General features: G+C 58.8%; 20 protein-coding genes and 1 pseudogene. 7 read left to right on the forward strand and 14 right to left on the reverse strand.

The genetic code is table 11. The features are described from left to right. The 4 genes from ABI_RS17380 to ABI_RS17395 all read right to left on the reverse strand — a co-directional run. Nucleotides 1–496: CinA family protein (locus ABI_RS17380; RefSeq protein ID WP_083811550.1), on the reverse strand; the 496-nt coding region annotated here is incomplete at its 3' end. Between the two features lie 73 nt (nt 497–569). Then, complete coding sequence (locus ABI_RS17385) at nt 570–1,181, reverse strand: superoxide dismutase (RefSeq protein WP_006274361.1); 612 nt, start codon at nt 1,179–1,181, stop codon at nt 570–572. 125 nt (nt 1,182–1,306) lie between these two features. Then, nucleotides 1,307–2,428 carry a bifunctional 2-C-methyl-D-erythritol 4-phosphate cytidylyltransferase/2-C-methyl-D-erythritol 2,4-cyclodiphosphate synthase gene (locus tag ABI_RS17390; RefSeq protein WP_006274362.1) on the reverse strand — a complete coding sequence of 374 codons (1,122 nt, stop codon included), beginning with the start codon at nt 2,426–2,428 and terminating at the stop codon, nt 1,307–1,309. Further along, nucleotides 2,425–2,853, reverse strand: a complete 429-nt coding sequence (locus tag ABI_RS17395) for a GNAT family N-acetyltransferase (RefSeq protein ID WP_006274363.1) — start codon at nt 2,851–2,853, stop codon at nt 2,425–2,427. Before ABI_RS17395 ends, ABI_RS17390 begins: the two co-directional genes overlap by 4 nt. A gap of 76 nt (nt 2,854–2,929) precedes the next feature. Between ABI_RS17395 and dusB the strand changes: the two genes are divergently transcribed. From dusB to hflX, 6 genes are all read left to right on the forward strand, one after another. Beyond that, nucleotides 2,930–3,910: a tRNA dihydrouridine synthase DusB gene (gene dusB / locus ABI_RS17400; protein WP_006274364.1), complete on the forward strand. Its 981-nt coding sequence runs from the start codon at nt 2,930–2,932 to the stop codon at nt 3,908–3,910. 148 nt (nt 3,911–4,058) lie between these two features. Further along, nucleotides 4,059–6,317, forward strand: a complete 2,259-nt coding sequence (locus ABI_RS17405; protein WP_006274365.1) for a sensor histidine kinase — start codon at nt 4,059–4,061, stop codon at nt 6,315–6,317. Further along, nucleotides 6,317–7,717 carry a nitrogen assimilation response regulator NtrX gene (gene ntrX, locus ABI_RS17410; protein ID WP_006274366.1) on the forward strand — a complete coding sequence of 467 codons (1,401 nt, stop codon included), beginning with the start codon at nt 6,317–6,319 and terminating at the stop codon, nt 7,715–7,717. Before ABI_RS17405 ends, ntrX begins: the two co-directional genes overlap by 1 nt. Nucleotides 7,718–7,722: 5 nt before the next feature. Continuing rightward, nucleotides 7,723–8,583, forward strand: coding sequence for a D-amino-acid transaminase (locus tag ABI_RS17415; RefSeq protein WP_006274367.1), 861 nt, complete (start codon nt 7,723–7,725; stop codon nt 8,581–8,583). Between the two features lie 126 nt (nt 8,584–8,709). Next, nucleotides 8,710–8,958, forward strand: coding sequence for an RNA chaperone Hfq (gene hfq, locus ABI_RS17420; protein WP_006274368.1), 249 nt, complete (start codon nt 8,710–8,712; stop codon nt 8,956–8,958). 23 nt (nt 8,959–8,981) lie between these two features. After that, entirely contained in the window at nt 8,982–10,307 is a 1,326-nt protein-coding gene (gene hflX, locus ABI_RS17425; protein ID WP_006274369.1) for a GTPase HflX, read from the forward strand. Nucleotides 10,308–10,466: 159 nt separating this feature from the next. Here the strand turns inward: hflX and ABI_RS17430 are convergent, their stop codons facing one another. From ABI_RS17430 to ABI_RS17450, 5 genes are all read right to left on the reverse strand, one after another. Next, complete coding sequence (locus ABI_RS17430; RefSeq protein ID WP_245531383.1) at nt 10,467–10,916, reverse strand: winged helix-turn-helix transcriptional regulator; 450 nt, start codon at nt 10,914–10,916, stop codon at nt 10,467–10,469. A 292-nt stretch (nt 10,917–11,208) separates the two neighbouring features. Continuing rightward, complete coding sequence (locus tag ABI_RS17435) at nt 11,209–11,805, reverse strand: DUF6438 domain-containing protein (protein WP_006274371.1); 597 nt, start codon at nt 11,803–11,805, stop codon at nt 11,209–11,211. An 84-nt stretch (nt 11,806–11,889) separates the two neighbouring features. After that, complete coding sequence (gene mazG, locus ABI_RS17440; RefSeq protein ID WP_083811551.1) at nt 11,890–12,690, reverse strand: nucleoside triphosphate pyrophosphohydrolase; 801 nt, start codon at nt 12,688–12,690, stop codon at nt 11,890–11,892. Next, a complete protein-coding gene (locus tag ABI_RS17445; RefSeq protein WP_050808344.1) occupies nt 12,687–14,039 on the reverse strand; it encodes an MFS transporter in 1,353 nt (450 codons plus the stop codon). Before ABI_RS17445 ends, mazG begins: the two co-directional genes overlap by 4 nt. A gap of 134 nt (nt 14,040–14,173) precedes the next feature. Continuing rightward, nucleotides 14,174–14,974 (reverse strand): alpha/beta fold hydrolase, encoded by an 801-nt coding sequence (locus ABI_RS17450; RefSeq protein WP_050808345.1) that lies wholly within the window; start codon nt 14,972–14,974, stop codon nt 14,174–14,176. Nucleotides 14,975–15,334: 360 nt separating this feature from the next. On the opposite strand from ABI_RS17450, the gene ABI_RS17455 reads away from it, so the two are divergent. Next, entirely contained in the window at nt 15,335–15,613 is a 279-nt protein-coding gene (locus ABI_RS17455; RefSeq protein ID WP_040309567.1) for a hypothetical protein, read from the forward strand. 70 nt (nt 15,614–15,683) lie between these two features. Here the strand turns inward: ABI_RS17455 and ABI_RS17460 are convergent, their stop codons facing one another. The 5 genes and pseudogenes from ABI_RS17460 to ABI_RS17480 all read right to left on the reverse strand — a co-directional run bounded on the left by ABI_RS17460 (nt 15,684) and on the right by ABI_RS17480 (nt 19,715). After that, nucleotides 15,684–16,499, reverse strand: a complete 816-nt coding sequence (locus ABI_RS17460) for an MBL fold metallo-hydrolase (RefSeq protein ID WP_006274377.1) — start codon at nt 16,497–16,499, stop codon at nt 15,684–15,686. Then, nucleotides 16,496–17,282 (reverse strand): annotated as a pseudogene (locus ABI_RS17465) (TatD family hydrolase). Before ABI_RS17465 ends, ABI_RS17460 begins: the two are co-directional and overlap by 4 nt. An 18-nt stretch (nt 17,283–17,300) precedes the next feature. Beyond that, on the reverse strand, nt 17,301–18,302 hold the full coding sequence (locus tag ABI_RS17470) for a DNA polymerase III subunit delta' (RefSeq protein ID WP_006274380.1): 1,002 nt from the start codon (nt 18,300–18,302) through the stop codon (nt 17,301–17,303). Between the two features lies 1 nt (nt 18,303). Next, complete coding sequence (gene tmk, locus ABI_RS17475; protein ID WP_006274381.1) at nt 18,304–18,960, reverse strand: dTMP kinase; 657 nt, start codon at nt 18,958–18,960, stop codon at nt 18,304–18,306. A gap of 47 nt (nt 18,961–19,007) precedes the next feature. Continuing rightward, nucleotides 19,008–19,715 (reverse strand): SPOR domain-containing protein, encoded by a 708-nt coding sequence (locus tag ABI_RS17480; RefSeq protein ID WP_040309568.1) that lies wholly within the window; start codon nt 19,713–19,715, stop codon nt 19,008–19,010. Nucleotides 19,716–19,746 lie beyond the last annotated feature (31 nt).

Raw genomic sequence — 19,746 nt, forward strand, 5'->3', positions numbered from 1 at the left:
AGCGGCCCAGCGTATCGAGCGCCCATTGCAGGGCGTACTCAACGCTTCTCTCCCGGACCCGTTCACGGCCGATATCGCCGAACTGCATCACCTGGACCAGTGTGATGTCCTGATTTTCGATATCGGTATAGCTTAGCCCAAAACAGACCATGCCGACGGGCTTTTCGGCCGAACCGCCGCCGGGGCCGGCAATTCCGGTAACACTCAACGCCAAGTCGGCATTGGCAGCCGTGCGTGCCCCGTCGGCCATGGCGGCGGCGACCTCGAGGCTTACGGCGCCGTGGGCGATGAGCAGGACTTCCGGGACGCCGGCCAGCGCCGTCTTGGCGGCATTGGAGTAGGTGATCAGGCCGGTCTCGAACACCTGCGATGATCCCGCTACCGAGGTGAGGGCGGCGGCGATCAGTCCACCGGTGCAGCTTTCGACCGTGGCGATCGTCTTGCCTTGATCCTGCAGGCGGTGGACCAGTTCGGCGGCGAGTGACCTGCTGTTCATGCACCTATCCTTGTCGACGGCCGCGACGGCGGGCAATAAAAAAAAGCGGTCCGAAGACCGCTTTTTCATTTCATCAAACGCCCGGGTGAAGCGGAGCGTCAAGGTTGGCATTGGCGAAGTCCCAATTGACCAGGCTGGTCAGGAAGGTCTCGATGAACTTGGGGCGCAGGTTCTGGTAGTCGAGATAGTAGGCGTGTTCCCAAACATCCAAGGTCAACAACGGCTTGTCGCCCTTGGTAAACGGGGTTTCGGCGTTGCCGGTCTTGGTGACCTTCAGCTTGCCATCCTCGCCCAGAACCAGCCACGCCCAACCCGAACCGAACTGGGTGGCACCGGCCGTCTTGAATTGCTCGACGAAGGCATCGTACGAGCCAAAGTCGACATTGATCTTATCGGCGATCGCGCCGGTGGCTGCGCCGCCGCCATTGGGCTTCATCGACGACCAGAAGAAGGTGTGATTCCACACCTGCGCGGAATTGTTGAACACGCCCGGGTTCTTGCCGTCCGACGCCTTGACGATCTCGACCAGCGACAGGTTTTCGAATTCGGTGCCGGCGATCAGCTTGTTCAGGTTGTCGACATAGGCCTTGTGGTGCTTGGCGTGGTGGAAGCTGAAGGTATTGGCCGACATGTGCGGTTCCAGCGAATCGCTGGCGTAGGGCAGGGGCGGCAATTCGAAAGCCATGACAAACCTCGTTGCAATAGGGGAGGAGACGCAGTTACCCGGCTCATATATTGGGCGCCCATAGCCATTTCAAGGCCAAGTTTACTGAGAATGCTTCGCAGTAAACCATAGAAACATAAGGGTTTTCATATTTCAATGGCACAGACCGCCTGGGCGGCCAGCCCTTCCTGACGACCGGTAAAGCCCATGCCCTCGGTCGTGGTCGCCTTGACGCTGACGCGGTCGATGGCGATGCCGAGGATTTCGGCCAACCGCGCGCGCATGGCTTCGCGGTGCGGTTTGATCCTGGGGCGTTCGCAGATCAGGGTAACATCGACATTGACGATGCTGCCCCCCCTTTGCGTAATCAGATCAACAGCATGCAGCAAGAACCTGTCGCTGGAGGCCCCCTTCCACTGCGGATCAGTTGGTGGGAAATGGTCGCCGATATCGCCCAGACCGGCTGCGCCCAACAGGGCATCGGTCAGGGCATGCAGGCCGGCATCAGCATCGCTATGGCCGATCAAGGTCTGGGTGTGGACGATTTCCACGCCGCACAGCCAGACACTGTCGCCTTCGCCCCAGCGATGGGCGTCAAAGCCCTGGCCGATCCGGATCTGTTTTGCGGGCTTGTCCATCAGGGCTTCCAATAAAGAAAAATCGACGGGATAGGTCAGTTTGTGCAGCCGAACATCGCCTTCGACCAGGGCGACCTCGATCCCCGCTGCGGCCGCCACAGTGGCTTCGTCGGTCGCTGGGCCACCCGACCAGATCTCGTAGGCTCTGACGATATCGCCAAAGCGGAACGCCTGGGGAGTCTGGGCGCGCCACAGGCCGTCACGCGACGGTGCGCCAGTCACCACCTCCGCGCCGGATTTCAGAGAATCTGTTATCGGCAGCGCCAGAATTGCCGCACGTCGCGTCTCAAGACTATGCAATAGCGCATTGATATGGCGTGACTTTAACAGAGGTCTAGCCGCATCATGAATAAGCACCAGGTCTCGTTCGTCCGCAGCAAGCGCCCGCAGCCCGTTGATCACCGAACCGGCCCGGTCGGTACCACCGGCGACAATGGTCGCCTGCTCGCCATAGCGCTGCGTTGCCTGAACGACGTCGTCGGCGGGCACGACAACGACAATTTGCGCCGCGCCGGCAAAGGCTGACACCGACCAGTCGAGGACAGGCCGGCCACCCAGCGGCATCCATTGCTTCTTGCCGCGCGATCGTGAACCGGATCCGCCGGCGACAATGATGGCGTGCCAGGTCATACGTTTGTCTCGAAATGAAAGGCTTGAATGGTCAAACCCTCACGGAAATAGAATTTGTGCGCCTGTGTGCGGTGGGTACCACTGTCCAGCCTGAGTTGAGCGCAACCTTCTTCGCGTGCAAGGTCTTTCATCCAGTTCAGGAGATTTTTTCCGTAACCCTTTGATCGAGCCTCATCTATTGTTACCAAGTCATCGACATAGAGGATCTTCCCTGAGACCAGCCATTCGTGGACGCGGAACCCGGCGCAGGCCACAACTGCTCCTGCATCTTCAACATAGGCCAACCGCCAGTCGGCCATAGACCGCTGGCGATCGATGCGAGCTATCAGATCGTCGGCATCAATGACATGCGGACGTAACAACTGGATAACCGGGAAACAGCGCCGGAAATCGTCTTCGCTGACGGCCAGTTTGACTTCGGGCATGAGCAGACTCCTTCGCCAGCCTTCTAAAACTGCCACGGGCATTCCCACAAGCGCCATTTTCCGTTAAAGCCCCCTCATGACCAAGGGTTTGACCATAGGCGACGTGACTATCGACGGCCGGGTGCTGATCGCACCGATGACCGGCGTATCCGATCTGCCTTTCCGTCGTGTGGCGGCGAAACTCGGCGCACCTTATGCTGCGACAGAGATGGTGGCCTGCGCCGACATGAGTCGGCCCGAGATTGTCCGCAAGGCTCAATTGGGCGACCACGCCGGCCTGAAGATCGTGCAACTGGTCGGCCGCGACCCGGAACACATCGCCCACGGCGCCCGTCTGGCCGAAGAGTCAGGTGCTGATATTGTCGACCTCAACTTCGGCTGTCCGGCCAAGGAGGTCATCGGTGTGCTCTGCGGTTCGGCCCTGATGCGTGACCTGGATCAGGCCGAACGCATTATGACAGCGGCCCTCAAGGCGACATCAAGACCTGTGACGGTCAAGATGCGGCTGGGCTGGGATGATGACTCGCAAAACGCGCCGGAACTTGCGCAGCGGGCGGAAAAACTGGGTATCAAGGCGCTGACGGTCCACGGTCGTACCCGCCAGCAATTCTACAAGGGCGAAGCCAACTGGCATGCGGTGGCGCATGTCAAAAGCGCGGTCCGCATTCCGGTTATCGTGAACGGCGATATTGTCGACCTGGGGTCTGCCCGGGATGCGCTGCACCAGTCCGGAGCCGACGGACTGATGATTGGCCGCGGTATCTACGGACGGCCGTGGTTCGCTCATGACCTGAACCACGCGCTGAACGACAACGATATGCCGTCACGCGATGTTGCCGATCGGGCTGACATTGTTGTCGAACATATGAACGACAGCCTGGCCTTTTACGGCAAAGCGCTTGGCCTGCGTATGTTCAAGAAGCATCTGGGGGCCTATGTTGAAGGCGCGCCCTACCATGATGATCCTTCGGTGCGTCGCCAGGATAAGGCGAGGTTGTGCCGCATGGACGATTCCGCCCAAATCGAAAACGCCCTGCGCACCCTGTTCAGTCGCTAGGTCGTAACAATTGCGGTCAAATCTGCGATAATTTGACGCTTTGGCGCAACATTCCTGTTGATATTCGGACACAGTAGTGCACAAATGCCACGGAACCAGAACGTGGTGGTGTTGGGTCTTGAAAGACACATCCTTGAAACGACGGAGCATGCATTTCCTGTTGCGCGGCATCAGGGATATCCGCTCAGCCGGCCTGAAAAGGCTTTTGCTGGGTGCGGGTTATGGTGCTTCCTTCCTCACGACCGCGTTTATTGTCTGGCTCATTCTTGAAGGCCCTGGAACGGCGCCGATCAGCCAGACCAGCGCCTATCTCCTGATCGTGGCCTGTCTCAATCTGATCCTGCTGTTGGGGCTACTGGCGGGCGTCGTTGTGCGGGTGGCGGCGATCGCGCGCAGTCGTGGTGCCGACGCCGGAGCAAGGCTGCACCTGCGTTTCGTCTTTCTGTTTTCACTGGCCGCTGTCACGCCGGCGATTATCGTCGCCCTGATGTTCGGATTCCTGAACCGTGGGTTCGACACCTGGTTCGAGCAAAAGGTCAATGACACGGTCGAAAATGGGGCCGCCCTGGCCAGCAATTACCTGGCCTCAGAACGCAGCGTCGCCAGCGACGCCATGACGGCGTTGCAGGCGCAACTTCAATCCGAACGGGCCCACGCTCTTTATCCGGACCGGGTGGCATTTTCCCAAGCCCTGAAACAGGTTGTCGAAGATCAGGGTGTCATGACGGCCCTCTATATCATCGACCGAGAAGGGCAGATTCTGGCGCAGGCCGAAACCGCCGAGGCGCCGATCTATGTGGCGCCGGCGTCGAATATTCTGTCATTTGTGACGGCCGAAGGTCCGCTTCTGGCGGAATATCCCGGGCCTGACGCGCAACGCGTTGTCTACACACTGCCAGGGTACGAGGGCGCCTACCTCTATGGCGTCCGCCTGTTGCCGGAAGGCATTTTTGCCCGGTTGCGCGGCGCTGAGGATGCCATCAGCGAATATCGCGGCGTGCGCCAGGACCGAAATCGCAGCCAGGCCTTGTTCATCATGACCTATGTCGAGGCTGTTCTGCTGGTGCTGATCGGCGCCATCTGGGGCGGGACGTCGGCAGCGGAAAGTATCGCCGTGCCTGTGGCCCGACTTGTGCAGGCGGCGGACAAGGTCGCCAGTGGGGATTTGAACGCACGAGTCATGACAGCCCGCCAATCCGAAGATATCGCCGTGCTGTCACGCGCTTTCAATCGCATGACCTCGGATCTGCAAAGTCAGCGGCAGGCCTTGAAACAGGCCGGCGACGAGGCCGAAACGCGGCGCCGCTTTATCGAAACCGTGCTGTCCGAGATCAGCGCCGGCATCGTCGGCCTGGACGAAGACGAACAGATTTCGGCCATCAACCGCCACGCCGCCAACTTTATCGGCATCGCCAAGGATGAGGCCGCCGGTCTCAAGATTCGCGACGTAGCCCCTGAAATCGCTGAGCTTTTGGACAAGGTCTCGGTGCATCGCGTCGAAGAGCAGGAGGTTGACCTGGTCCGCCGTGGCGAAACGCGACGTGTCCGTGTTCGCGTCTCGGGCCTGGAGACCGGCGGCGCCGTTTTGACCTTCGACGATATAACCCGACTGATTGCGGCCCAGCGCAACGCCGCCTGGAAAGACGTGGCCCGGCGCATCGCCCACGAAATCAAAAATCCGCTGACCCCGATCCAACTGTCGGCCGAGCGTCTGCGCCGTAAATACCGCGCCCAGATTGAGACAGATGTCGAAACCTTCGATCGCCTGAATGATACCATCATCCGGCAGGTTGGCGATATCGGTCGCATGGTCGACGAATTTGCCTCGTTCGCCCGCATGCCGGCACCGAACTTCGCCGAGGAAGAAGCCGCGGAACTGGTGCGTTCGTGCGTCTTCTCGCAACGTGTGGCCAGGGCCGATATCGTCATCGACATTGTTGAGCCCTTGCCCGAACTGCGTGTCGTCTGCGATGGCCGCATGCTGGGTCAAGCCCTGGGCAATGTGCTGAAAAACGGCGGAGAGGCCATCTCGTCGCGTCTGCTGCGTGACCGCGGCACCGATGTGGTTGAGCCTGCCGACGGCATTGTCGGCCACCTGCGCGTCGAGATGACGGCAGAGGACGGCTTCCTGATCATCACGGTCGAGGATGATGGGATAGGCCTGCCCGAAAAGGACCGTGACCGTTTGACTGAACCCTATGTCACAACGCGTGAAAAGGGTACCGGTCTGGGACTGGCAATTGTGAAGCGTATTCTGGAAGACCACGGCGGTGAGTTCTGGCTGACCGACGCGGTGCATCTCAACGGCGCGCGGGCCGTCTTGCGTCTGCCGCGCCAGCAGTCGGGTCTTCTCCCGACTGGTACTGATGTTTCGGCCTTGGCCGGAAGTAAGCTGATGAGGGTCTGATGAAAGTATCGTCTGGCGTAGATATTCTGGTTGTCGACGACGAAGCCGACATCCGCGAACTGATTGCGGGTATCCTGGAGGACGAAGGTTACGCGGTTCGCACCGCCGCCGACTCCAATGCGGCCTTGCGAGCTATCAAGGCGCGTAAGCCTAGCCTGTGCGTGCTCGACATCTGGATGCAGGGTGGCGGCCTTGACGGCATAGAGTTGCTGAGCGTCATCCATGAGCTGGACCCCGACATTCCGGCCATCATGATCTCAGGTCACGGCACAATCGAAACAGCGGTGACGGCGATCAAGCGGGGGGCGTTCGATTTCATCGAAAAGCCTTTCAAAACCGAGCGCTTGATCATGGTTGTTCAGCGCGCGCTTGAAGTCACCAGCCTGCGGCGGGAAAACAAGCGGCTGCGCTCTCAGGCGGTTGTGCCGGACGGATTGATCGGCAATTCGGCAGCGGCGCAACTGCTGCGCTCAACCATCGCCAAGGTGGCGCCCGCCAACTCGCGCATCATGATCTCCGGTCCGGCCGGTTCCGGCAAGGAACTGGTGGCGCGGATGATCCACGACGCTTCGCCGCGGGCACGCTGTGAATTTGTGCCGATCTCGGCTGCGGGCATGACGCCGGAACGGCTGGATGTTGAACTCTTCGGCGAGGAAGGCGAGGGCGGCAAGCCGCGCAAGATCGGCGTGTTCGAACGTGCGCATGGCGGAACGCTGTTCCTCGACGAAGTCGCCGACATGCCGCCGGAATCCCAAAGCCGCATTCTCCGGGTCCTCGTCGAACAACGCTTCCAGCGCGTCGGCGGCGCCCAGGACGTCCAGGTCGACGTGCGGGTGATATCCTCGACCTCCAAGGATCTGGCCCAGGAGATCTCAGCCGCCCGTTTCCGCGAAGACCTGTTCCACCGCCTCAACGTCGTTCCGGTGCGGGTCCCAGGCCTGTCTGAGCGCCGCAGCGATATCGCCGAACTGGTGACCTACTTCATAGAGCGCATCGCAGCGGCGCAGGGCCTGGCGCGGCGCACCCTGTCGGAAGACGCTATGGCGACCTTGCAGGTCCACGAATGGCCCGGCAATGTCCGGCAACTGCGCAACAATATTGAGCGGCTGCTGATCCTGGCCTCGGGGTCCCCCAACGAGCCGATCACCGCCCAGATGCTGCCGTCGGAAGTGGTCGAGTCGGCCGTAGCCGGCGCCATTCGTCCGGAACGGATCATTGCCCTGCCGCTGCGCGACGCCCGTGAAGTGTTCGAGCGCGAGTATCTGTCGTCCCAGATTGTCCGTTTCGGCGGCAATATTTCGCGCACCGCCACCTTTATCGGCATGGAACGTTCGGCGCTTCACCGCAAGCTCAAGTCGTTGGGCCTGGCCCACGTCCGCGGCGAGGAAGAGGACGCTTAAGCTTCATGCGTACCGCCTATGTCAATGGCGCCTATGTGCGCCAGTCCGAAGCCGTCGTCTCGATCGAAGACCGCGGCTATCAGTTCGCCGATGCCGTCTACGAGGTATGGTCGGTCTTCGACGGTCGTTTGGCCGATCTCGAAGGCCACCTGAACCGACTGGAACGGTCGCTGGGCGAGTTGAAAATCGCCACGCCGATGCCGCGCAATTCGCTGCTGGTCGTTTTAAACGAAGTGGTTCGCCGCAATCGAGTCCGCGAAGGCATGGTCTACCTGCAGATTTCGCGCGGCGTGGCGCCACGCGACCACGTCTTCCCGGAAAATGTCCGTCCGGCCATGGTCGTTACGGCCCGGCCGGTTGACCGCGATGCCGCCGCGAAGAAGGCCCTGACCGGCATCAAGGCCAAATCCATGCCGGATATCCGCTGGGGCCGGTGCGACATCAAGACGGTAGGGCTCCTGCCCAATGTCCTGGCGAAGCAGGCGGCGAAAGAGGACGGCGCAGGGGAAGTTATCTTTGTCGACAAGAATGGCTATGTCACCGAAGGCGGGTCGACCAATGTCTACATGGTCGACGCCGACGGTATCATCCTGACCCGAGACCTGAAGGCCAACATCCTGGCCGGCGTGACGCGACTCACCCTGCTGGACATGGTGAGTGATACCGGTCTCGAAATCCGTCAGGTAGCGTTCACCCTGGAGGCCGCGAAGGCCGCGTCAGAGGTGTTTATTACCGCTGCGACGTCGTTGGTGATGCCAATCGTGGCGATCGACGGTCACCCTGTTGGTGAAGGCAAGCCCGGCCCTGTGGCAAGCGCCCTAAGGGATTCCTACATCAGCCATGCCAGGCGGACCGCGTCGGCGTAAACAGTCGCAAAATAAATTTACCGCAGTGCGGTTGAAATAGCAGAGGTTATTTGCCTATTATCCGATGTTGTCTGTGTGGGGGGTATTGTGCTCCCCAAATTTTATTGAAATGAGAAGGGCCGATTAATGTCCCACGACAAGAAGCAAAACCTGCAGGATACGTTTCTCAACAGTGTCCGCAAAACCAAAACTCCTTTGACCATTTTCCTGATCAACGGCGTCAAGCTGCAAGGTATCGTCAGCTGGTTCGACAATTTCTGCGTGTTGCTGCGCCGCGATGGCCAATCGCAACTGGTGTACAAGCACGCGATCTCGACCATCATGCCGGCCGCGCCCGTCCAGCTTTATGAGCAAGAAGACGACGCTGATGATTGATATCCCTACGAGGGAATTCTTCATTGACTGACAAATATATCGATAACGCCCCCGACATCGTGCGGGCGGTCGTGATCGACCCCGATATCGCGCACGCTGCTGAACAGCGTGCGGCGCCGCGCCTGCTCGAGGACTCACGCCTGGACGAAGCCATCGGCCTCGCCCTGGCGCTGGATCTAGAGATCGCTGGCTCCCTTTCTGTGCGTGTCCGCAAACTCAATCCGGCGACCCTGTTCGGCGCGGGCAAGGTCGAAGAGATCAAGGCCCTGTGTGAGGAGGTCGACGCCTCCCTGTGCGTGGTCAACGGCTCGCTCACGCCCATCCAGCAACGGAATCTGGAAAAGGAACTCGAGCGAAAGGTCATCGACCGGACCGGCATGATCCTGGAGATCTTCGGCCGTCGTGCCCGCACGCGCGAAGGCAAGCTGCAGGTCGAACTGGCGCGGCTGGAATACGAAAAGTCGCGCCTGGTGCGGACCTGGACCCACCTGGAGCGCCAGCGGGCCACGGGTACGACCGGCGGTCCGGGTGAAACCCAGATCGAACTCGACCGGCGCATGATCGCGGACAAGATCAAGCAACTGAAGACCGAGTTGGATGAGGTTCGCCGCACGCGCGCACTTCATCGCGTCCAGCGCAAGAAGGTTCCGTATCCGATCGTGGCCCTGGTCGGCTATACCAATGCCGGCAAGTCGACCCTGTTCAATCATCTGACCCGGGCCGAGGTCGTCGCCAAGGACCTGTTGTTCGCCACGCTGGACACCACTCTTCGCACTCTGAAACTGCCCAACGGACGTTCGGCCATGCTGAGCGACACGGTCGGGTTCATTTCCGACCTGCCCCACGAACTGGTCGCGGCCTTCCGGGCCACGTTGGAAGAGGTCGAGCAGGCCGACCTGATTTTGCACGTCCGCGACGTCTCCAACCCGGAGACGGAGGCCCAGCGCCAGGACGTCGAGCAGGTGCTGCAGCACATCCTGCCGGATCTCGACCGCGGCCGAATGTTCGAAGTCTGGAATAAGATCGACCTTTTAGATCCTGATTCGAAAGAGGTTTTGTACGCGCGATCGGTGACCTCTCGCGACGCCCAAAAGCCCTTGCCTGTATCGGCCGTGACAGGGGAGGGCATTGAGGCCTTGCTGGCCCGTGTCGCCAATCTGGTTGACGCCGACGGGGAGGAGATCGACCTGGTCCTGGAACCGCATCAGGGCGATGCCCTTGCGTTCCTGTACCAACATGGCCGCGTCATCGCCCGCCATGAAGACGAAGACGGCAAGGTCCACGTGAAGGTCAAGTTGTCGGATATGGCCTATGGCCGGTACGAAAGATTAAGCAACGCTCAATCCTGAATTTAGAGCGCCGATCCGGTAGAATCGGATCGGCGCTCTAAATTTTTTTTGACGCGCATCTTTGTCCAAAACGTGCGTCACACTTTTTGGGATGCGCTCTAAGCGTGAATATATCCCGCCAAGTGGCTGATACAACAGCCAATTGGCGGGATTTCCATGTCAGAAAAGGCTCAAAGTTTCCTCGGCTGCCCCGCGGGGCTCTGGCTTGCGGCGCTTCACGGGTGATTTGGGCGCGTTGGCTCGGATCAGGCGCGAGACGAAGATGGGCTTGTTGCGCTGCATTTCCGCGGCAACCTCCTTCGGCATATCGGTGCGCCGCTCGTGTTTCATGGAATAGAGCGCCAATTCCACCAGCAGCGGTGCCAGATCGGCGCCTTTTTCCGTCAGGCTGTAGATGAATTTGCGGGCATCCGCCGGGTCGGGCTTCTTGACGATCAGGCCGTTCAGTTCCAACCGCGACAGGCGGTCGGCCAGAATGTTTGTGGCAATTTTTTCCTCGGAACGGAGGAAGGCCTGATAGCCCGTATGTCCGCGCAACATCAGGTCTCGGATGATCAGCATCGACCAGGAGTCGCCTACCTTTTCCAGGGTCAGGTTGATCGGGCACATTGACCGGTGTGACTTTTCCGGAGCCGGCTTCTTGATCAGGGATGGCTTGGCCTGAGGCGCATCCGCCCGAACCAACCTGGACCTGGGCCCGGAAGACCGCGGGGCAGGGGGCGGAGGCGAAGCTTTGGCAGTTCTTTTCATGGCGCGGCACCGGTCATTTTGAATGGCGTGACGCAAGTCTTAACGCGCTCACCTTTTGATTCGCAATCGGAACAAAAGCTAAACTTTCAAACTAAAAGTGAATTTCCGATTCACTTGTGGCCAGCAAGCCACCATCTAGATCACTTTCAATTCAAAACTGATGGCTTGCGGCTTTGAACGGGCGGATATGCCGCTTCACCTCGTCTGTGCCCGCGTCACCCCTGGCAAGGCTGGCCACGCGGGTCAAGGCCTCCAACTGCGCCACGGTGTCGGAGACACTCGGGTCGTTCAGCGCCTGGTCGGTACCCGGCTTCCATTTCAGGCAACCGTTTCGGCGTATCTCTTTCTTGACGTGCAGAACGACCAGGCAGGAGCCGCCATAGATAGTGGGGCCGGTGGCTATCGGATCGGCCCAGAATGACGAGACGTGCAGATCGCGCACGTAGGCGCGTACATCCTTTTCCGAAACGCGATAGACATAGATGCCCGAGACCCTGGTCCCCGTGCCGCCCTGATAAACCACCGTACCGTCACCGAAGACATCAATCCGATAGGCCGGACAGGCGGCGGCGGCCGTCATCGACGAGCAGGGAAATTGGACGTAGCTGATATGTGCGTCTCTCAGGGCTGACTCTTCGCGCCAAGTCTGCCAGGCGGGGGCGGCGAAACCGAACACGGCAGCTGCGCCTATGATCAGTCCCCCCCAAAGTGCGTAACGTTTGATAGCGGTGGCCTTGGCCTTCAGCATGCAGATCCTCCGATGGAGATCGGAGGTTATGCCAAGCCCAGGATTTCACCAATTACACGCGGCTTACGAATTCCCGGGTGAATCTCACGATGGGTTTTCACGCTCGCTATGCTTGGCCGCGTTCCACAGGGCGTCCATCTCTTCGAGATTGGATTGGTCGGGCGTGCGCCCCTGAGCCCGCAGCGCGTCTTCGATCGACTGGAAGCGTCGCACGAACTTGGCATTTGTCAGGCGCAAGGCATCCTCGGGCTCAACATCCAGTTTGCGTGCCAGGTTGGCCATGACGAACAGCAAGTCGCCCAGTTCCTCGCGCGCCTTGTCGAGATCGCCGGCGCGGATCTCGACTTTCAACTCGGCGGTTTCTTCATCGAGCTTGTCGATCACCTCTTGCACGTTAGGCCAATCAAAGCCAACGCGAGCCGCGCGTTTGGTCAGCTTGGCAGCGCGGGTGAGGGCGGGCAATCCTACCGGAACGTCATCCAGGATCCCGGTCTTGTTCTTGGCCTTGCGTTCTTCCGCCTTGGTCACTTCCCAGGCGACGTTCTGTTCATCCGCGGTGCGATCACCGACATCGCCGAAAACATGCGGGTGCCGGCGGATCAGCTTCTCCGACATGGCGGCGGCGACATCGTGAAAATCGAACAGGCCCTGTTCCTCGGCGAGGCGGGAATGAAACACCACCTGGAACAACAGGTCGCCCAATTCTTCCTTCAGGTCGCGCATGTCGTCGCGCTGGATTGCATCGGCGACTTCGTAGGATTCCTCGATCGTGTATGGGGCTATCGTCGCGAAGGTTTGCTCACGGTCCCACGGGCAACCGCCGACCGGATCGCGCAAACGGCGCATGACGTCAAGCAGCGATTCAATGGCTGACGGGTCCGTCACACCAGACCCTTTTCCTTGAGACGGGCCACCACTTCAGCATGTTTTTGTGGCGTCAGGTCGTAATTCTTCATCACCAGTGCACCCAGGATCAGAAAGATCACCGGCAAACCGATAAATAGCGCTTCGACCCACACAAGGGACTCTGCCGGACTTGCCGAAGGCTCTTTAACGTTGAACCCGAGAGCACCGACCAAGGTGATGGTCGCTGCGGAAACGGCATAGCCCAGCTTGGTTGTCGCCGACAGTATCGCCATTAGGGTGCCCTTGTGGTCATGACCCGTTTCGGACATGACCTCGTCGCCTATGTCGGCCATTAGGGCGCGCGTCAGCAACAACGACGCGGCATAGGGAATACCGTTTAGGAAGGTCATTGTGGCACATGCGACGAAATTATCTTTTGGCGCAAAGTACATTGCGCCGTACAACACCGCGAAAATCAGGCTCGAAACGATCAAGGTTGCGTGTTTGTTGAATTTCTTCGATGCGATCACCCAAATGGGCGCACCAACGATGCCACCGACAAAATAGAGCAGCATCGCGATGCTGGCTTCCATCCGCGTCAGGTGTTTGACCTGCTCGAAAAAGTAGAAGAGGAGGGCGCCCATGATGCCCGGCGCCAGTCCCATAAACAGGTCGGCCCACAGGATGCAACGGACGTTTCGCCGTTTCCACATGTCGAAGTAATGCCCCAAATGGAGGTCGTGGGTTGCGGCATTCGACACCTTCTCCGGGACGATCATGAAGGCGGTGCCAATGCTGATCGGCAACGTAATCATAATGAATATACCGACAGCCTGGACACCGACGTTGTAACTGTAGCCGATATGTTGGGCGGCCACCGGGATAATAGCGGCGAAAATGATGCCGATAATATTGCCGACCTGCCACCAGGCGAATATACGCGACCGTTCGTTATAGTCCGTCGACAGAACCGAACCCCAACTCGATTGACTCAGAGCGGCCATAGAAAATCCGATGTAAAGGACCAGGAGCCATAGGCCGAGGTACAGCTCGTTGACGCCCTTGCCGGCCAGGAAAATGAAACCTGCGCTGACAAACAGCACCGGCAAACACATCAACATCCATAGCTTGAAACGGCCGAATTTCGTGCGCGTGCGGTCCATCCAGTAGCCGAGTGGTGGATCGATCAGGATGTCACAGCACCTGACAAGCAGGAAGATTAGTCCAACGGACGCGCCGAGCTGGAGTTGTGTGCCATAATATTCCGGCAGGATGGCAACGAGAGGCAGTCCCAAGGCGGCGAAAGGTACGCAAGGACCGATGAAGGCCAGCAAGCGCCCGAATGGCACTTTGCCGTCGCTGCTGGCTGGACTGCCCCCCGTAGACATGCGGTTCTCCTGAAAAATCGTACCGTTTCACAGACTAGAGCGAGTCTTAAGCCGCGTCCCCACAAAAGCCAAGTGCTGCCACACTTAAAGTAAGGGGTGAGGTTTTTATCAATATTGATGAATGACGGTATCCCTTATATCACCTTGGAAAGCTGAAACCTGATGGCGGCCGTAACGACCTCCGGATCCGTCAGATTCGGAAAATGGCCAGAGGTCAGAATGTCCGCGGACGCCACATTCGGCAGAGCCTCCATCAGACAGTTCCTGGCATCCTGACTGACGAAAGCGTCGTTGCGACAATGGAACAACACACACGGCACGGTGACCTTGGAGAGATCATCACGTAGATCCGCCATCAGGGCGCAATGGACCTGGTGCTCCAGGATTGTGGAATTATTGCTGCAGAAATAGCCTTCGAGTTCGTCAATAATAACCGTCTGGCCGTCATCGGCGATAGCCAAGGGCGCCACATGTGCCGACCAGTCACGCAAGCTGGCACGCAGCGACGCCAACAAGCCTTCGATGTCGTCGTCGCTGAAACCGCCCTCATAGTTGCCCAGGTTGCGGTGGCAGGGCGAAACGTTCAGCAGCAGAAGCCGCGAAAACAACTCAGGTGCCTGTGACGCGGCCAACAAAGCCGCCATGCCGCCTAGACTGTGTCCGACGACATCGACAGGACCGCCACCTAGGGACCTGCATATGGCAATAAGATCGTCAGCTTGGCCCTGCAGGGTTTTATAGCGTTCGGGCTCGAAAGCGGCGTGATCGGAATTGCCAGAGCCAATCAGGTCCAGCAGGACGACGCGATGCGTCCGCTCGAAACGCGGAGATATATAGTGCCAGACATGCTGATCGCAGCCAACGCCATGAAGAAAAATGAGGTGCCGCGTGCCGGCGCCGGAAATCGTCAGAGCATGGCGTTTGAACAGAGACATGACGGGCCCGAATTGCTGTAACAACGGCCGGATGCAGCGGTGGTATGGTCTCCCAAATTTCACTCATCCACAAGGCGAAATTGGACGAATGTTCGATTGACCCGAACAGATGGTTGTCGTGATCGTCAAGCTAAAATTCGCGTATGAAACGGGCGGGTAAATCGCCATGTTAATCGCGCATAATAAATATTATGGGAAATTTGATGCATGGTTAAGCCCTTAGAACCGTTCTGGCTTACGCCGTCCTTACGTCATGCAGCGAGCTTTGCCACATACACCTTACGGAATTTGCACTAGGTTCACATCAACGCCGATTGTGGCGCTCGCGATCTCAAGTAACAGCTTTTCGGGGTTTTTGTCATGGCCAAGTCCGCCACACATTTTCAACCTACTACCGACACCTTCGGTGAACTTACCCTCCATGCACGTCGCATCGGTTCGTATTTCACCACGACCACCTGGGATCATCTGTCTACTGGAGTCGATCGAAAGGCCCTGAACAACACAATCATCACGGTGCTGTTCCTTGCCGGATTTTTTGCCGCTCTGGCAGGATTGTTCGTCTTCGACCAGATGGCCTTTGAAGGCGTTCAAACCAGCCAAGTTTACTACGGTGGCGTCGCGCTCGACTACAATTAACTCAATCATGGACATTGAGCGAATGTCCGGCATGAGTTATTTCCCATAATTCTTTGTTTTGTAATGATATTTAATCGTCCATATCGACGTCGACTTGCAGCTGATCGTAGGCCGGCTCGATACCGTCCGGTAATTCAGCTTTTAAACTTTCATAGTCCATATCGTGGTGCAAGTTCGTCAGAATGGCGCGCTCCGGCTTCACTCGCGCGATCCATTCTAACGCCAGGTCCAGGTGTGCGTGTGTCGGATGTGTTCGCCGGCGTAAGGCGTCGACGATCCACACCTTGACCCCGTCCAAAGCCTCCAGGCTAGCCTCCGGCATCACATTCACATCGCTTGAATAGGCCACATCGCCGATCCGGTAGCCGACCGATCGAATGGGTCCATGTCCCTGATCAAAGGTGATGATCGGCACATGGCCACCGTCGCCGTCCACACCCCAGGTCAGGCCGTGTGGCATTATGACGTGCGGATCGCATATCGGCGGATATCCAAACTTGCCGGTAAAGACATAATCGAACCGCGCCCGGAAGGTTTCATACGTCGCCTCATCCATATAGCCGTCGATCGGCCCGCCGCGAGCGAATGTATAGGCCCGCATGTCGTCCAGCCCGTGGCTTTGATCAGCGTGGTCGTGAGTCCACAAGATCGCGTCAACATGGTTAACGCCCGCCCGCACCATCTGTTCGCGAAACTCGGGTGACGTATCGACGACAACCGAGGTCACGCCATCCGTCACCGTGTCGCGCAGCCCAAACCAGGCTGAACATCGTGTCCGCCGGTTCTTCGGATTCTCCGGATCACACGCGCCCCAAAAGCCGTCGATGCGCGGAACGCCAGTCGAACATCCGGACCCCAGGATTTTGACGGTCAGAATCTTGCTCATGCTGTGATCCTGTCGAACAGCTTGAATGTCGCCTCGTGCGTGCGCGCCCTCACCTCTTGAGCGTCCCAGCCGCGGATCTCGCCCAGCTTGTCATAGACGTGGGGCACAAAGGCCGGTTCGCAACGGCGGCCGCGCATCGGCACCGGCGCCAGGTACGGGCAATCGGTCTCAACGATAATGCGGTCGCCCGGCATGTCACTGATAATGTCGCGAACATCCTGGGCGGCCTTGAACGTCGCAATCCCCGACACAGAGAAATATGCGCCCATGGCCGCGCATTTGCGCGCCAGTTCTGGACCAGACGTGTAGCAGTGCAACAACAGCTTGAACGCGCCCGCGGACATTTCCTCTTCGAGGATCTGGCCCATCCAGTCGTCCGCTTCACGGGTGTGGACCACCAGTGGCAATCCGCTGTCGCGCGCGGCCGCGGCATGAACGCGAAAGACCTTGGCCTGGATATCTCGAGGACTGTAGTCATAATGAAAGTCGAGACCGCACTCCCCAATCCCGACGACCTTCGTTTTGCGCCAGTTCCAGGAGGGATGCTGCCGTCAAATCCGGATTTTCGCGCGCCTCATGGGGATGGGTTCCAACGGTTGCCCAGATGTCCGGGTTTGCGTCGGCAATGGCGTAAACCGCATCGAAATTTGACACCCGGTCACAGATATTGATCATCAGGCCCACCCCCGCCGCCCGGGCGCGGTCTATAACCTGGTCGCGATCGTCATCGAACTGCGGCGCATGCAAGTTGACGTGGGAATCAATATATCGGCAATCAATCATCTTAATTCATACTCTGTCTTAGCTTAATGTAGATAAATCGTTGTAAATAGACCAAAAATAGTCACCTCGATCAAGGTTGACAGACTCCGCCTCCGCCGGGGCGTTTTGCAGCCTCGACCAGAGCTTTGCCACCGATTGTCCCTTTTGTGACGTCTCGGCCCCAAGGGCGCGGTCTTGAAGACGGTCGCACAAACACATGATGAAGGTGGCGAACTTCCGAGCGCCATCGTTCTTTGCACTCGACGATTTGAATAAGGCAGCGGCAGCCATGAGTTCCTGGCGCGGCGGCCTGGCAGTTTTCAGCATCCTTCCGGCCAGGCTATCCATCTCCAGAGCCCCTTCTTGCATAAGGCTTAGCGCGCGACCGGGCGCTCCATGTGCCAGTCGCACGAGACGGTCGACCGCTTCGTCTTCCAGGTCAATTCGATGGCGCAGGAAGGCATTGACCTCGGTGTCGCTCCACGGTGGAAAGTTCAGTCGCCGGCAGCGCGAACGGATGGTCGCCAGCAGTTTCCCAGGTGAATGCGAGATCAGGAAGATGATGCCCTTATGCGGTGGTTCTTCAAGAATCTTCAGCAAGGCATTGGCAGAATTGATATTCAGGTCATCTACGGAGTCGATAATGCAGACCCGGAAGGCCGATCGCGATGGCGCCTTTGAGAAGAATTCTCCGACCTCCCGCACCGCGTCGACGGAGATATTCTTCTTCAACTTGGTGTCGCCCATCTCACGTTCCAGCACCAACAAGTCGGGATGCGACTGGGCTGTGATCAAACGGACATCGGCATCGTCGCGCGCCATGCCCAAGGCACCAAAGCTTTCATCGCGATTGTGCCCCATCAGAAAACGGGCACAACGAAACGCGAAACTGGCTTTACCCAAACCTTGTGGTCCACACAGCAGCCAGGCATGGTGCAACCGGTCGCGTTGAAATGCCGTCAAAAAAGAACGGTCGGCCGCCTCACCGCCTTCGAAGGCGAAACTTTCGCGTGGCGGGATCAGGCGGGACTCTTCGGCCATCTCAGGTGACCCGCAGTTCAGGGAAGGCTCGGGCCATCACGCGCCAGATATCATTGAACAGAGGCTCGATCGGCTGATCAGCATTGAACACGCGATAACGCTCCGGCACCTTGGCCGCGCGATTAAGGAATCCCTGACGCAGCCTTTCGTGGAACGCCAGTCCTTTCGACTCAAACCGGTTCTCCTTGTCGCCACGTGCCGAAGCCCGGGCAAGACCGGCTTCAACCGGCATGTCCAACACCAGGACCAGATCCGGCTGGGTGTCGCCCACGACAGCGGCGTCGATTTGTTCGATAAATTCCGGCGCCACACCGCCTCCCGCCCCTTGATAGGCGCGCGACGAATCGGCGAAACGGTCACACACCACCCAGGCGCCACGTTCCAAAGCCGGCCGGATCACGGTTTCGAGATGGTCCGACCGAGCGGCATACATCATGAGGGTTTCGCTCATCGGCGACCAACGTCCCGCGTCGCCCTGGACCAGTAGGTTTCTCAAGACTTCGGCCCCCGGCGATCCGCCGGGCTCGCGCGTCTGGACAACCTCAAGGCCAAAGTCGCGCAAACGCTTGACCAGCGCCTGAACCTGGGTGGATTTTCCGGCCCCCTCACCGCCTTCGAAAACGATGAAACGGCCCGTGCTGTTCGATATATGGCTCACGCGCTGAAATAGCCCGCGTTCCGGCGATTTCTCAAGTTTTATTTCGCCTAATCGGCGCGCTTGAGGATGGCGCCGGTGAATCCGGCGTCGATGGCCTTTTGACGATGCTTCTCAGCAGACGCGGCGCCCATATAAGGACCGATATACACTATATATATGTCGCCACGCCGATCGACATGGGCGTCGTCTATCTTGTCGCGAACCCGCTCGGCATTGTCTCTCTGCGAAAACGCCCCCAACTGCACGATATAGCTTTGACGGTCATCGGACGGAACCGCATGGACCAGTGACGCCGTCAGCGGTTCCGCCGGCCCCAGAAATTTCACCCGCACCTTGGCGGTTCCAGTCGTGTAAACACCCAGGGCCTTGGCGGCGCCTCGCGAAAGATCGATGATACGGCCGTTGCTGAAGGGGCCGCGGTCATTGACCCGAACGCGAATGGTCTTGCCATTATCAAGGTTGGTCACTTCAGCGATGCTGGGGAGTGGGAAGGTCTTGTGCGCGGCCGAAATGCCATCGGCCACAAACACCTCGCCATCCGCCGTGTGTCGGTTCGGAGACTCGTGGCCATACCACGAAGCCGTACCCGTCTCTTCATGCCCTACCTTGGGTATGACGGGTTGGTATGTACGGCCGCGAACCGTGTAGGGTTTCAAGTTACCTTTGTTATAACGGGCTTCGTCGGCAACGACTGGTCTGTGGACATCGACACCGTCGCGGCCTTTGGGTGACGACGCGCACGCCATCAAACTCATAGCCAAAACAAGGGCTAAGCCAACAATATTT

The organism is Asticcacaulis biprosthecium C19 (assembly GCF_000204015.1).
Taxonomy (GTDB): domain Bacteria; phylum Pseudomonadota; class Alphaproteobacteria; order Caulobacterales; family Caulobacteraceae; genus Asticcacaulis; species Asticcacaulis biprosthecius.